General features: G+C 59.4%; 15 protein-coding genes. 8 read left to right on the top strand and 7 right to left on the bottom strand.

All coding sequences use genetic code 11. The features are described 5' to 3' along the window. Positions 1-3,414: Hint domain-containing protein (locus U1A24_RS05905; RefSeq protein ID WP_322321045.1), on the bottom strand; the 3,414-nt coding region annotated here is incomplete at its 3' end. 416 nt (positions 3,415-3,830) lie between these two features. Between U1A24_RS05905 and rpmB the strand changes: the two genes are divergently transcribed. The 5 genes from rpmB (at position 3,831) to U1A24_RS05880 (ending at position 6,549) form a co-directional block, all read left to right on the top strand. Continuing rightward, positions 3,831-4,118, top strand: a complete 288-nt coding sequence (gene rpmB / locus U1A24_RS05900; RefSeq protein ID WP_322321044.1) for a 50S ribosomal protein L28 — start codon at positions 3,831-3,833, stop codon at positions 4,116-4,118. A gap of 155 nt (positions 4,119-4,273) precedes the next feature. Next, the gene (locus tag U1A24_RS05895; RefSeq protein ID WP_322321043.1) at positions 4,274-4,618 is read left to right on the top strand and encodes a hypothetical protein; all 345 of its coding nucleotides are present in this window, start codon (positions 4,274-4,276) and stop codon (positions 4,616-4,618) included. 38 nt (positions 4,619-4,656) lie between these two features. Further along, positions 4,657-5,175: a copper chaperone PCu(A)C gene (locus U1A24_RS05890; RefSeq protein WP_322321042.1), complete on the top strand. Its 519-nt coding sequence runs from the start codon at positions 4,657-4,659 to the stop codon at positions 5,173-5,175. A 46-nt stretch (positions 5,176-5,221) separates the two neighbouring features. Beyond that, complete coding sequence (locus tag U1A24_RS05885) at positions 5,222-5,773, top strand: 2OG-Fe(II) oxygenase (protein ID WP_322321041.1); 552 nt, start codon at positions 5,222-5,224, stop codon at positions 5,771-5,773. A 116-nt stretch (positions 5,774-5,889) separates the two neighbouring features. Further along, on the top strand, positions 5,890-6,549 hold the full coding sequence (locus U1A24_RS05880) for a pyridoxamine 5'-phosphate oxidase family protein (protein ID WP_322321040.1): 660 nt from the start codon (positions 5,890-5,892) through the stop codon (positions 6,547-6,549). Positions 6,550-6,574: 25 nt separating this feature from the next. Here the strand turns inward: U1A24_RS05880 and U1A24_RS05875 are convergent, their stop codons facing one another. Both U1A24_RS05875 and U1A24_RS05870 read right to left on the bottom strand, forming a co-directional pair. Then, positions 6,575-6,889 carry a hypothetical protein gene (locus U1A24_RS05875; RefSeq protein ID WP_322321039.1) on the bottom strand — a complete coding sequence of 105 codons (315 nt, stop codon included), beginning with the start codon at positions 6,887-6,889 and terminating at the stop codon, positions 6,575-6,577. Between the two features lie 138 nt (positions 6,890-7,027). Next, on the bottom strand, positions 7,028-8,176 hold the full coding sequence (locus U1A24_RS05870) for a Hint domain-containing protein (RefSeq protein ID WP_322321038.1): 1,149 nt from the start codon (positions 8,174-8,176) through the stop codon (positions 7,028-7,030). A 643-nt stretch (positions 8,177-8,819) separates the two neighbouring features. On the opposite strand from U1A24_RS05870, the gene lepA reads away from it, so the two are divergent. Continuing rightward, positions 8,820-10,619, top strand: coding sequence for a translation elongation factor 4 (gene lepA / locus U1A24_RS05865; protein WP_322321037.1), 1,800 nt, complete (start codon positions 8,820-8,822; stop codon positions 10,617-10,619). A gap of 143 nt (positions 10,620-10,762) precedes the next feature. Here the strand turns inward: lepA and U1A24_RS05860 are convergent, their stop codons facing one another. Together U1A24_RS05860 and U1A24_RS05855 are read right to left on the bottom strand one after the other, a co-directional pair. After that, the gene (locus U1A24_RS05860) at positions 10,763-11,200 is read right to left on the bottom strand and encodes a hypothetical protein (protein WP_322321036.1); all 438 of its coding nucleotides are present in this window, start codon (positions 11,198-11,200) and stop codon (positions 10,763-10,765) included. After that, entirely contained in the window at positions 11,197-11,775 is a 579-nt protein-coding gene (locus tag U1A24_RS05855) for a hypothetical protein (protein ID WP_322321035.1), read from the bottom strand. The genes U1A24_RS05860 and U1A24_RS05855 overlap by 4 nt, the downstream gene beginning before the upstream one ends. Positions 11,776-12,175: 400 nt before the next feature. Between U1A24_RS05855 and U1A24_RS05850 the strand changes: the two genes are divergently transcribed. Continuing rightward, positions 12,176-12,922, top strand: coding sequence for a hypothetical protein (locus tag U1A24_RS05850; RefSeq protein ID WP_322321034.1), 747 nt, complete (start codon positions 12,176-12,178; stop codon positions 12,920-12,922). 183 nt (positions 12,923-13,105) lie between these two features. Here the strand turns inward: U1A24_RS05850 and U1A24_RS05845 are convergent, their stop codons facing one another. Then, positions 13,106-13,318: a hypothetical protein gene (locus U1A24_RS05845; protein ID WP_322321033.1), complete on the bottom strand. Its 213-nt coding sequence runs from the start codon at positions 13,316-13,318 to the stop codon at positions 13,106-13,108. A 128-nt stretch (positions 13,319-13,446) separates the two neighbouring features. Between U1A24_RS05845 and U1A24_RS05840 the strand changes: the two genes are divergently transcribed. Then, on the top strand, positions 13,447-13,743 hold the full coding sequence (locus U1A24_RS05840) for a hypothetical protein (protein ID WP_322321032.1): 297 nt from the start codon (positions 13,447-13,449) through the stop codon (positions 13,741-13,743). Here the strand turns inward: U1A24_RS05840 and U1A24_RS05835 are convergent. Continuing rightward, positions 13,721-13,909: a hypothetical protein gene (locus tag U1A24_RS05835; RefSeq protein WP_322321031.1), complete on the bottom strand. Its 189-nt coding sequence runs from the start codon at positions 13,907-13,909 to the stop codon at positions 13,721-13,723. The genes U1A24_RS05840 and U1A24_RS05835 overlap by 23 nt on opposite strands. Positions 13,910-13,940: the final 31 nt, after the last annotated feature.

Genomic DNA, 13,940 nt, shown 5'->3' with positions numbered 1-13,940 from the left:
CGCCAGCAATACCCTTGCCTCGAAGGATTTCAGCGTAGTCCGCGCGGCTGCAAACTGTGCGAGCCTGCCGTTTGCAGCCAGTTCGGGGAAGATCTTGTAGATCTCATCGCGCTGCTCGGCATCCATGCCGCCCAGGGTGCGGTCGCCGGGTTGGAAGCTTTCGCTCCAGGCCCCATCGGACAAGATCACTTCGTGGCGGTCAAACAGGATGTGCATATAGGTCACCGTCTCAACCTCCGCGACCGAGACACCGGGCAGGCAGAGCAGATGCTGCGCGCGCACCAGCACTTCGTCGCTGCCAAACAGCAATTCCGCGCGCGGCCCTCTGATCAGCATACGGTGCTGGCGCGACACCATCATATCGACCTCTGGCAAGCCATTGCCCAAGGCCCCCGCCCGGATCAGAATCGGGCGCAGGCTGTCATCGGCGCACAATTCTGCGCGGCTGATCGCGCGCGCGCCGATCCAGCGGATTTGCTGAAAGCCGTTATCGCGCGTCGCCACCATGTCGCCGACCTGCAAGGCCTCGACGGCGATCTCTCCGGCAGGCGTGGCGATCTTGGTGCCCGGCGTGAAGCAGGACACGATGCTTTCGATATTGGTAAAGCTGAGTGTGCCAATGATATTCCCCGAGCCATCGAGGAAATTCACCACGCCATTCAGATGGTTGGCCGGGTCTCGGATGATCTTGAACGGCGCTTGCCCGGTCAGATCCAGCACGTCCCAGTCGCTGCCGCTGGTGCCGCCATCAACCACATCGCCTGCGCCTGCAAAGATCGTATCGGCACCAAAGCCACCGACCAGCGTATCCGCACCCGCCCCGCCATAGAGCTGATCGCCGCCCTCACCGCCGTAAATCAGATCATTGCCGTCGCCGCCCGACAGCGTGTCATTGCCGGTGCCGCCATCGAGCGTGTCATTGCCATCTCCGCCCGAAACAACATCATTCCCGGCACCGCCGAACACCTGATCGTCGCCGCTGCCGCCATCGACGCTGTCTGTGCCGTCGCCACCATAGACGCTGTCATTCCCCGCGCCACCGAACACCACGTCATTTCCGGCATCGCCGTAAACGCTGTCATCACCGTCGCCGCCGTCAGCGCTATCGTTGCCAGCCCCGCCATAAATCAGATCGTTGCCAGCATCGCCGTAAGAGCTGTCATTGCCGTCTCCGGCATAGATTTGGTCATTGCCGCTGCCGCCATAGCTTTCATCGTCGCCGGTGCCGCCGTAGATCGAGTCGTTGTCTGCGCCGCCAGACAGGATGTCGTTGCCAGCCCGGCCCTCGATCGAGTCGTCGCCGGTTCCGCCATAGAAGATGTTGGTGAACACGTCACCGCTCAGCCCCTGCTCGTCAAAGCCGATAAGCGTGTCATTGAACGCCGAGCCGATCACCCCATCCACGCCAGTCAGCTGGTCGCCCTGCGCATGGCCATACAGCGCGGTCCATGTGGTCAGGTTGATCGAGACCGCAGCATTGCTGTCGGAATAGTCGACAAAGTCCATCCCGGCGCCGCCGTTCAGCACATCTGCGCCCGCACCGCCCGCCAGAGTGTCATCGCCGTCGCCCGCATACAGGCTGTCGTTTCCCGCGCCGCCGCCCAGATAATTGTCGCCGGAATCGCCCGTCAAAACATCGGCATAGGCCGAGCCAAGCAGATTTTCGATCGACACCAGCGTATCGCCTGCGGCATCGCCACCGGTATTCGCACCGCCGTTCAAATTGACATTCACCGCCGCCGTTGAGGCCGAGTAATCGGCGGTATCAATGCCCGTGCCGCCCTCCAGCCGGTCATTGTTCGCGCCGCCTGCCAGCGCATCATTGCCGCTGCCGCCATACAGGCTGTCGATGCCCGCGCCGCCATACAGCAGATCATTGCCATCGCCGCCGGTCAGCGCATTCGCGCCGGCATCCCCGGTCAGCGTATCGTCGAAGTCCGAGCCGATCAGGTTCTCGATGCCGCTCAGCACATCGCCCTGCGCATCGCCCCCCGTGCCGCTGCCTGTCGCCAGCGACACCGCCACCGCCATGGCCGAATTCGCATAATCCGCCGTATCGGTGCCGCTGCCGCCCGTCAGCGTATCCGCGCCCGCGCCACCCGCCAGCGTGTCATTGCTCGCGCCGCCATCCAGCAGATTCGCACCGGCATCCCCGGTCAGGCTGTCGGCAGACCCCGAACCGATGACATTCTCGATGTCCACCAGCGTATCGCCTGCCGCATCGCCGCCGAAGTGCACGCCGCTGCCCAGGTTCACCGTCACGCCCGAGGCCGAACTGCTGTAAACGGCGGTATCAATGCCCGCGCCGCCCTCCAGCAGATCGCCGCCGGTGCCACCGATCAGCGTGTCATTGCCATCGCCGCCATACAGGCTATCCGCACCAGCCGCACCGTTCAGGCTGTCATTGCCCGCAGCCCCATACAGCGCATTGGCATTGCCATCGCCGGTCAGCGTGTCGTTATAACCCGAGCCCGCAAGGTTCTCGATGCCATTGAACGTGTCGCCTGACGCATCGCCCGCCGTGCCGGTGTTGCTGGTCAAGCTGGCCGCAACACCCGCCGACGCGGTTGCGTAATCCACCGTATCAACGCCGCTGCCGCCAAACAGTGAATCCGCGCCAGCGCCACCAATCAGCGTGTCATTGTCATTGCCACCATACAGCGAGTCATTGCCCGCGCCGCCATCCAGCAGATCAGATCCCGCCGCGCCATACAGCGTGTTGGCCGCCGTCGAACCCGCAATCGTATCGGCATAGGCCGACCCGACCACATCCTCGATGCTGATCAGAACATCGCCCTGTGCATCGCCGCCTAAACCGATGCCTGCCGCCAGATCGACATCAATCGCCGCACCCGAGGCCGAGTAATCCACGTCATCCGTGCCGGTGCCCCCGTCCAGCAGATCGGCACCCGCGCCGCCAATCAGCGTGTCGTTCGACGCGCCACCATACAGGCTGTCTGCCCCCGCGCCGCCCGACAAAAGGTCGGTGCCCGCTGCGCCATACAGCGCGTTGTCGCCGCCATCCCCAGTCAGCGTATCGGCGTAATCCGAGCCGATGATATTCTCGATGCCCGCCAGCGTGTCGCCCGCCGCATCCCCGCCCGAGCCCAAACCTGTGGCCAGATTGACCGAAACCGCTTGGCTTGAGGCATCGTAATCTGCCGTATCAATTCCGGTGCCACCGTCCAGCAGGTCTGAGCCCGATCCGCCGATCAGCCTGTCATTGCCATCCCCGCCATAAACGCGGTCAGCGCCGCTGCCGCCATACAGCGAATCCGCGCCGTCCCCGCCATAGAGGGTGTCGGCGCTGCTGCCGCCATAAAGGGTATCATTGCCGCCCAACCCCGAAAGGGTATCGGACGAACTCGACCCTACAAGGGAATCATTCCCTGCGGTTCCGGTATATGTTGGCACTGTGCTGCTCTGCTCATTTGCCCGGATCTTGCGCCCGGATCTATTTACGTCTCAATTATGTCAAATGCGCCCGAACTGTGGCGGAAATTCGGCAGATTCTCTGATTTTCTTCAGGGGGTTGTGATAATTCGGTGACGTGGGCGCAAAACTTGCGGGCCAACAGGCATCAAAAGCGGCAAGAATCGGGCAGGGCAGGGGGCAAGCCTTTGCGCCACCAGCGGAATTTTGACCGATATTTCGCTTGGCTCTGCAGCTTTCCTGCACGTTTTGCCCCGCTTTTCTTGGGCAGCACGCTTGACGCGCCCCCGGATTACCCGTAAATGCCCGAAATCAAATTCGGGTGCTGCCCTTCGGGTGGTCGCCTTACTATCTTAAGATGTCCTCACCGACACAGTAAACTGACAAGGAAAAAGACCATGTCTCGCGTCTGCGAACTCTCTGGCAAAGGCCCGATGTCTGGCAACACTGTCAGCCACGCCAACAACAAATCCCGCCGTCGGTTTCTGCCGAACCTGAATCAGGTCACCCTGATTTCTGACGTGCTGGGCAAATCCTTCTCGCTGAAGATCTCGGCTGCGGCTCTGCGCACCGTTGATCACCGTGGCGGTCTGGATGCGTTCATGGCGAAAGCCAAGGACGAGGATCTGTCGCTCGACGCGCTGAAGATCAAGAAAGAGATTGCCAAGGCTCAGGCCACCGCCTGATTTCTTGCGCTGCTATTGCAGGGGCCTCGCTTGGTAACAAGCGGGGCCTTTTCGCTTGCTTGACGGGCTTTGATCCACGCGGCTTTGCAAGCACGGGCGGGCTTTGACAAACTGTCGCCTTCCCCCGCCGTGCGGCTTGGGCTAAACCCCAAAGCATGTTGCGGCACCTGTTCCTTCTCCTGCTTACGCTGACGCTTGCGACCACCTCGGTCCGCGCGGCGGTGATGCATGGCGAAATGCAGGGCGCGTATCAGATGGTGATCTGCGCTGACACCGGCGCGGGCCTGACCACCCTGACCTTTGATGTCAGCGGCAAGCCCATCGACGCCGCCCATCCTTGCCCCGAATGCACCACAGCGAACCCGGCGCTGCTGCACAGCCTGCCGCAGATCGCCCCTGCGCCGACGCACAGCCGAACTCTGCCCCCCGCACGCGACCCCGCCAGCGCCACCGCGCTGCCACCCCGCCAATCCGCCCGAGATCCACCCCAGCGCGCCTGATCCCCACTCTCTTTCAGATCAATCGCAAAGGAAAACCCATGCGTCTCGTCTCGCTTATCGCCGCCGCCGTTCTGTGCGCGGCACCCGCCTTCGCCCATGACGGCGTCCATATCGAAAACCCCTATGCCCGCACCAACGGTGGCGTCGGCACTTCGGGCGCGATCTTTCTTGAAATCTCCAACCATGCCGATGTCGATGACCGCCTGATCGGCGCCGCTTCCGATGTGGCCGACAAGGTCGAACTGCACACCCACAAGCAAAGCGCCGATGGCGTGATGCAGATGCTGGCAGTGCCCGAGGGCTTCCCGATCACCGCCCTGCAAGGCCACGCGCTGAAACGCGGCGGGGATCACATCATGCTGATGGGTCTCAAGCAAGACCTCAAGGACGGCGACATCATCCACCTGAGGCTGACCTTCGAACATGCTGGCGTGGTCGAAGTTGACGTGCCCGTCGACAATGCCCGCAAACCCGGTGCCGCCGGGATGGGCGACATGCAAGGCATGGACCACAGCAAAATGGGCCACGGCAGCATGGAACCCGCCCCGGCGAACTGATACCACTTGGGCGGGGCGCACCAGCCCCGCCCGCATAAAGGCCGCCATGACCCCTTACGTCTTTGTCCCCGACGCGCTTTCCCCGACCGAATGCGATGACCTGATCGCGCTGATCGCAGCACATCACCTGAAAGACGCAGGTCTTGTGCGCGGCACCACCGCCCATGACATCCGCCGCGCCGAGATAGCCTGGCTTGATGATATCCCCGAGGCGGCTTGGGTGATGGACCTCATGATCTCCCACACCGCGCGCGCCAACCGCGAAGCCTTCCAGTTCGAGCTTTCCGATTTCGGCGAAAGCCCGCAAGTCGCCCGCTACACCGCCGAACGCGCCGGGCATTTCGACTGGCATTCCGACATCGGCGCAGGCACCTGGGCCGCCAAACGCAAACTCACCATCGTCGTGCAACTCTCCGATCCCGCCACCTACGAAGGCGGCACCCTGGAGCTGCGCCCGGACAGCAACATCGCGCAAGCCCCCCGCAGCCGCGGCACCGCGACGATCTTCCCCAGCTTCACCCTGCACCGCGTCACCCCGTTGACCCTAGGCACCCGCTGGTCGCTGACGCTGTGGTCACACGGCCCCGCCTTCCGCTAAGCCGAAACTCTCCTGCCCATTTCACATTGGCGATAAATATCCCCGCCGGAGGCTCCCCAAGCCAGCCTCGGATGCGCGCCGCGCGGGAGTATTTCAAAAAGAGCAAATACAAAGACATGACTCAAACCCCACCGCCGTCCGACCGCAGCCGCGCCCGCCGTATGCATGAAAAAGCCGCCTATGACCGCGCCACCATCAACGCCATCCTTGATGCGATGCCGGTGGCCCATGTTGGCTATGTCAAAGACGGTGCACCCATCGTGATCCCCACCCTGCAATGGCGGATCGGCGATCAGATCTACTGGCACGGCTCGTCGGCCAGCCGCACGCAGCGCACGGCGAAAGATGCGCAAGTCTGCGTCACCGTCACCCTGACCGACGCGATGGTGCTGGCGCGTTCAGGGCTGGAGCATTCGGTGAATTTCCGCTCGGTGATGGTGTTTGGTGAGGCCCGCGCCCTGACCGATCCGGCCGAAAAGGCCGAGGCGCTGCGGGTGATGATGGAGCAGATGTTTCCCGGCCGCTGGGATCAGCTGCGCCCGATGACCGCGCAGGAGCTCAAAGCCACCGCGATTCTCTCGCTGCCGTTGACCGAGGCTTCCGCGAAAATCGGCAGCGGCATGCCCACCGACCCACCTGAAGACCTCGCCACCCCGGTCTGGGCGGGCCTGTTGCCGATAGAGTTTAGCATGGGCGCAGCCATTCCCGACCCGAATCTAAGCCCGGATCTGGCGCTGCCTGCCCATGTCAAAAATTACCGCTTCGGAAAGGTGTAGGGTGGGTGAAACCCACCGCTCCGTCTCAACCGCCGCAATAGGCCTGCGCCTGTGCGCCAAACGCCTTGTAACGATCCCAAAACGCATCATCGTTGTCGTTTTTCGACATCCAGACTTTATGCGCCTTCTCGGGGTCTTTGAAGAACGCCACCGCGCGGCGCTGATCCGACCCGCGTAGGGTCATATCGGCAACCTGCTGGATACAGGCGCACAGCTGCCGATTGGCTGCCTTGCGCTCTGACCGGTTGCACGCATTCTCAATTGGCCCCGCACTTGCAATGCTGCTTAGAACCGGAAGCGCCACGGCCAGACTGACCGCCCACAGGATAGATTTTTTCATCGCTCTGCCTCTGCCCGCCCACGACCGGGTTGCCCTCAATCGCGGATCATTATCTGGAATCAGTATGACGGCAAGCGCGGGTTTTTTCAAGAACCTCGCACAAGGCGGCAGACCTTGGGGCAGGGCGGCCCTCCGGCGTCAGGCGGCCAGCAACTGCGCGCTGTTTTTCAGGTGCCGCGCCGCCATGTGGCGGCCATCGCTGCCGCGCACCAAAGGCCGCGCCGGTGACAGACGAAAGCTGTCAAATTGTGCCAGATCGGGGAACAGCTGCATGATTTCCCCCACCGCCGCCTCACCCAAAGCCCGCAGGGTCATCGGCCCGGCATAAAGGCTTTCTGTCGGCGCGCCATTGGCGAACACCACCTCATGCTGATCGCACAGGAAATGCACATAAGTCACCTCGGCCAGATCCTCGGCCACCGCGATGCCCGGCAATCCGACCAGATGCTTCGCCGCCACCAGCACTTCATCGGTGTCAAACATCCGCTGTGCGATTCTCGATCGCACCAGCATCCGGTGTTGCGGCGAGACCAGCAGATCAGCCTGCGGGCAACCCTCGCCCAACGCACCGGCCTGAATACGGATCGGGCGCAACTGCGGCGCATTCTGCAAGCCGGCTCCGCTGACCCGGCGTTGATTGATCCAGCGCAGCACCTGCGCGCCGTGATCCGCCGTTCGCACCAGATCCCCCACCGCAAGGCTTTCGACCGCACGCAACCCCTCGGGCGTGTCGATCAGCGTGCCAAGGCTGAAGCATGGCACCTCAATGTCAAAAATATTGGGCGAGAAAGAGATCGTCGAATTCAGCACAGTGTTCTGCGCAAACGGCAGCGCCGAGTCGATGGTGATCGAGCGCACGCCAACAATGCCATCCCAGTCCGCCACAAAGCTGGCATTCGGCCGCAAGAACAGATCGCCATTCGCCATCTGCACGATGGTGGCTACCTGTTGCTGAAGGCTGCCATCGGGCAATTCAACCGAGACATTGCCGCGAAAGAATGAAGAAACCGTCTGGTTCGTCACCACCCCCGCCGTGCTGGGGCTGTCAAACGAGAATTGGCTGACAAAGCCACCGCTCGGGTTGAACGGTGCGGTGAAAACCTGCGCGCCACCACTGGCCGTGGTTGAACCCGTCACCGCAACCGGCGCAAGCTGACCTGGCCCGAAAGCCGTGTAGCCAGTCATCCCCGCCGCATTCAGTTGCGCCTGCGTCACGTTGCTGGATGGCGACGCATCCACCAAAGGCTGATTTCCAATCCACAACCAATTAACCGTACTCGTTGGCATGTTATCCCCCATACAAAACGCCGGGGGTGGCAGCCCCTGATCAGCGCGCCCCGTGGCAGCGGGGTAGGGGGCGGCATATCGGGCGGTCTGCGGCGCTGTCAAATTGAGCCAAAGTTACGGCAAAACAGCGGAATATCTTGGATGCGGCGCTAAGGTGTTGAAAATATAGGGGAAACAATTCGGGTTATTGTTTCCAATATGGCAACACTACAAAGATGAGCATTCTCAGCGGAAATTCCCCCCTGCCAAACCGCAGCCGCAACGCGCTTTGGCGCGACTTTTGACGAAAGGCCCGCAATGCGGCCCAAGCAAAAGCCCGTGGTCCGTCATCTCAAGGCACCGTTCAACCCTGCTTCCGTGCCGCAAGAATCGACCTCCCCGCTGGGTGAGGCGGGCTGACCTCAGGTGTACCGCTGTTGCTTTGCGGCATTAAAGCGTTACGGCCCAAAAGACTACCAAGCTGGCCCCAACGCCAATTGCACAAGCCCAAGGCCAGACAGCCGTGCGCACCTGTGAACAAATCCTTAACGGACCCCGGCTAACCCATTGAAATTGCATAGCTGACCCCCCTGTCCACGTGTGGACACAGACCCCGCGCCACAACCCCCTTCCCGGCCCCCCCAAACCAAGCTATATCGCGCGCATGACCCAGCTTGATCTCATCCGCAACTTCTCCATCGTGGCCCATATCGACCACGGTAAATCCACCCTCGCCGACCGGCTCATCCAGATGACCGGCACGGTGGCTGCGCGCGATATGAAGGCGCAGATGCTGGACAGCATGGATATCGAGCGCGAGCGCGGCATCACCATCAAGGCCAACACGGTGCGGATCGAATATCCGGCGAAGGATGGCAAGACCTACATCCTGAACCTGATCGACACCCCCGGCCACGTCGATTTCGCCTATGAAGTCAGCCGCTCGATGCGCGCCGTTGAAGGCTCGCTTCTGGTCGTCGATGCCTCCCAAGGTGTGGAAGCCCAGACGCTGGCTAACGTCTACCAAGCCCTCGACGCGGGCCACGAGATCGTCCCGGTCCTGAACAAGATCGACCTGCCGGCAGCCGAGCCCGACCGCATCCGCCAGCAGATCGAAGACGTGATCGGCCTTGATGCGTCCGATGCCGTGCTGATCTCCGCCAAATCCGGCCTCGGCATCCCGGATGTGCTGGAAGCCATCGTCACCCGCCTGCCGCCCCCGAAGGGCGACCGCGACGCGCCCCTGAAAGCCATGCTGGTCGACAGCTGGTATGACGCCTATCTCGGCGTCGTTGTTATGGTGCGCATCATGGACGGCACGATGAAAAAGGGCGACCGCGTCCGCATGATGCAAACCAACGCCGTCTATGGCATCGACAAACTCTCGGTCCTCAAGCCGCAGATGGTCGACATTGCCGAGCTTGGGCCGGGCGAAATCGGCATCTTCACCGCAAGCATCAAACAAGTCCGCGACACCCGCGTCGGCGACACTATCACCCACGAACGCAAAGGCTGCGCCGAGGCACTCCCCGGCTTCAAACCCGCGCAACCCGTGGTGTTCTGCGGCCTTTTCCCGGTCGATGCCGCCGAATTCGAAGCCCTGCGCGACGCGATCGAGAAACTCTCGCTCAACGACGCTTCGTTCAGCACCGAGATGGAAACCTCGGCAGCATTGGGCTTCGGCTTCCGCTGCGGCTTCCTTGGCCTTCTCCACCTCGAAGTCATCCGCGACCGCCTTGAACGCGAATATGACATCGACCTGATCACCACCGCTCCTTCGGTGGTCTTCAAACTCCACATGAAAGACGGCACCGTGCAAGACCTGCACAACCCCGCCGACATGCCCGACCTGACCTATATCGACCATATCGAGGAACCCCGGATCAAAGCCACGATCATGGTTCCCGACGACTACCTCGGCGACGTGCTGAAACTCTGCCAAGACCGTCGCGGCATCCAGATGGACCTGTCTTATGCCGGGTCGCGCGCCATGGTGGTCTACGATCTGCCGCTGGCCGAAGTGGTGTTCGATTTCTACGATCGCCTGAAATCGGTCACCCAGGGCTATGCCTCCTTTGACTATAGCATCTCGGAATATCGTGAAGATTTCCTTGTCAAAATGTCGATTCTTGTCAACGAGGAACCCGTCGACGCGCTGTCGATGATGGTCCACCGTGATCGTGCTGAGATACGCGGCCGCGCCATGGTTGAAAAACTGAAAGACCTGATCCCCCGCCACATGTTCAAAATCCCGATCCAAGCCGCGATTGGCGCCCGCGTGATTGCGCGTGAGACGCTGTCGGCCATGCGCAAAGACGTGACCGCAAAATGCTACGGCGGCGACGCCACCCGGAAGAAGAAGCTGCTAGAGAAGCAGAAGGCTGGCAAGAAGCGGATGCGGCAGTTTGGCAAGGTGGAGATTCCGCAGGAGGCGTTTATTAGCGCTCTAAAAATGGACAGCTAAGCTGTCCAGCTTTAGAGCGGGTGGGCGAAAGAGAATGGAAAATCCATTCGCGTGCCCACACAGTGTTGGAAGATTGCCGTATTTCAACTGATACTAGATTTTAACGCAGTGTGGTTCAAATCTAGTAATCAACTAGATGTTGACTATTTTTCAGGGCCAACAGATAAATATCGGATCTGTTTTTGGCCGTCATTCTGGGGCGCTTTTGTAGCGTTTACTTGCAATCCGCGTTCTAAACCTTGCAAGAAATAATCAAAAACACCGGGATGAATCCACTCCAAAAATTCTGAATTGCTATTGTTACGCAACTTTCTGGATTTTGCAATTTTTGCGACCGTTCGGAAACGACCAACATCAGACGGAAGGCTCAACGCCAACCATTCGCCTAACGCCTCAATGCGATACTCTTCTACGACAGATCGCCGGGCAGCGCTTCTAAGGAAAATACGGAGTGCTAGATTTAACTTGATCGGATCTCTACGGGCGATTTCATATATAGCAACCAGATCTGATTTTCGGAAAGTGTCGAAGCGTGATGCAATCCCTCTAGCCTCAGATTGCATTTCAGTTGAAGATGTCATTGTGGCAACCTCACATCAGAGTTTGCTTGGCTAATGTCGTCAATCAAGTCTAAGTAAACAGATCTACCCATAGCTATGGCGAATTTTTTCGCCGCGTTCGAAATCTGCGCTACACTCGGTCGTCTTGCAATTTCTCTATGAAAGCGTCCAGAACGAGCATTGATAGTCCATGCAAGTGTTTCTTTTTCACCGGTCGAGGTATCGATGTAAATCTCTCCGGCTATACGAGCGCTATCATCCATCATCAGACATGGATGACCGAGCTTCTTATCTAGTGAGACATCCGCGGGCAGGCCCCTTCGCGCACAAAATCCTTTTGGGACAGGCAAACTATTGATTTGTGCAACCTCTTCAGCAGATATCCAAATCTCTCCTCCAGCATCCATGCCCCAGATGAAATTAGCCGACCGTGCCAGCCCGGTGATCGGCAATGACGCTGCCGCATCAAGGAGATCCCCCATGGCTTGCCCTACCTTATCATTCAACACGCAGCGTGACGAAGGGCTGCACTCACGTTCCCATTCATATCGTTCAGTTGCTTTTCTGACTGGTCCAAAATCGTCATCCAAACTCATTTCAATGCCCAATCAGACACACAAAAGTATGTTCAAAGTATGATTGATTGCGCGCGCATGAGCAAGATATTTGAGCTCACCTCGCGCTGGTCGGCTATGAGTGACTGACTTCTATCACTTATCTCGACATCCCGATACGTTGAGATCACGGCAAGAACACTCCGCGCATTGCCGCCCTTCGCACCCGCCAAGCCACGCTCGTTGTCGTTCGACCGCTCACCGCACAAAATCAGGGCAAGCCCTGACCTCCACGCCCCCCCCCTCACAAACCTCCGCAGGTTGTGGTCGCGAACCACTTTACTCGCCTCAAGGGCGCGCTACATTCTTTGAGCGCAACTGCGATGAGAGGTTCATGATAAATCGGCTTCGATACTCTGTGTCCAAGTACTGCCCACGGCCCTTGCAGTCATTGGCCTATAACGTCTTGTATCGGCGACTAGCGCATGAATACGCGCTCGATCCCAATCAGTTTCGAGGCAAAAGTGTGCTGGTGGTCGGCCCGGCCACCTCGGTCTATGATGATCTTCAAGCCTTGGAATCTGGCGGCTTTGACATCATCGTTAAGATGAACAACGCCATTCACACCGAGTTTAACATTGATGCAAGCAACCCGCTGCGCTGCGATGTTTTGTTCCACAGTTTTCGCGGCACCACAAAATCTGTGACTGCCGATGATCTGCGCGCCGCCCATGTAAAGACGATTGTGCACAGAACGTCGAAGCGGCGGGCCTTCCTTGCCACGCTTCGGTTGGAAGAAAAGTTTAGCGCTGTCGCTCAGGTGCGGATCGTTCCCGTGGAAAATTACACCGCCCTGTCAAATCAGCTTGCGGGTCGAGTCGCCAGTACCGGTCTTATCTGCGCTGAATATTTTTTGCGCGCGCCAGTGTCGCGGCTTGCGCTTGTTGGCTTTACGTTTTTCGCCACACGCTATGTGAATGGATATGACGATACGGTTGTCTCCGACGAAATTGCCCTCACCAGAGTTGAAGCCGCTGACTACCATTCCCCAATTCATGAAGCTCGACTTATGCATGAGTTAATAACCGCGGCGCGGGCAGCAGGAAGAAATATCCATGTCAGTGAAAGCATGCAGCGCGCCATGGAGAGTATGCGATTGCGAGATCACCATAAATCTGCGCAGCAATGAAGTATTTGAAAAGGAGTTATAACGAGTAACGGGTAGATTTAAATCGCCACGGTGGCGCTATTCCTATCTTATTGATCGAATTTGGTTCCAACCCACGAAAGCATAAAAGCGGGTTGAAACTTAGCCTAGATGTTCATCATTCCGTTTGAGTTGGACTCAACACGCCCACGAGAGTGTGGTGAATCACCGGTTCCGGCAACCCGGTACGTTCAGGTCGCGGCAGAAATAACCACCTGCGCCGCCGATTACGGCACCCGTCACCGCATTGCCGCCTGTGGCCCCCGCGATCACCGCGCCGCCCGCCGCACCTGCCAAGCCGCGCTCGGCGTCGCTGGCCAAGCAGCCCGATAGTCCGAACGCCGCGATACCGACGAGGATGTAAGATTTGATGGTCATGGAAGCCTCCTATGAAATTGGCTGATGCCTGTTAACGCATCAGCTGCGGCTTCGTTCCCTGACAAAATCAAACGAGGCGAAACGCTGCCGTTAACCTGGTCTTAACCAATCCTGGCCAAACTGAGGCCATGAAAGCCCTCATTCCCCTGCTGATCCTATGCGCCTGTGGCGCGCAACCCGCCCCGGAATTCTTCAATGCCAAGCGCGTTGACGTCACCCGAGATGGCCGCCAATACACTGTTTTCTATACCGAAAAGCGGGTCGAGGTGATCCGGCAAGGCTATGCCAAAAAGGCCGAGCGCGAAGACATCCGCGCGCAGATGATCGCCCTGATCCCCGAGGTGACAGGCTGCACGTTGCGCGAGACCTCGCTTACGGGGGATTCCGGTGAAATGCGCGGCTCTATCCGTTGTCCACGCGCTTGATGATCAACATATAGAACGCGTAACCCCCTGCGACCAAAAACAAAATCCCCCAGCCGGGGCTGTTGTAATAGAATTCCACCAGCCCCCAGAGCATCGGCAACACCGATGTCGCCCACCGCACCCAAGCCTTTGCAAAGAAAGGATCATTCGGGTCTAAGATCTTCATATCACACGCCTTTTTCTACCAACCCCTACAA

Origin of the sequence: Cypionkella sp., from assembly GCF_034376685.1 — a bacterium.
In the GTDB taxonomy this organism is placed as follows: Bacteria; Pseudomonadota; Alphaproteobacteria; order Rhodobacterales; family Rhodobacteraceae; genus Cypionkella.
Note: the sequence above shows the minus strand (reverse complement) of the source record. Positions and strands in the feature narration are given on the sequence as shown.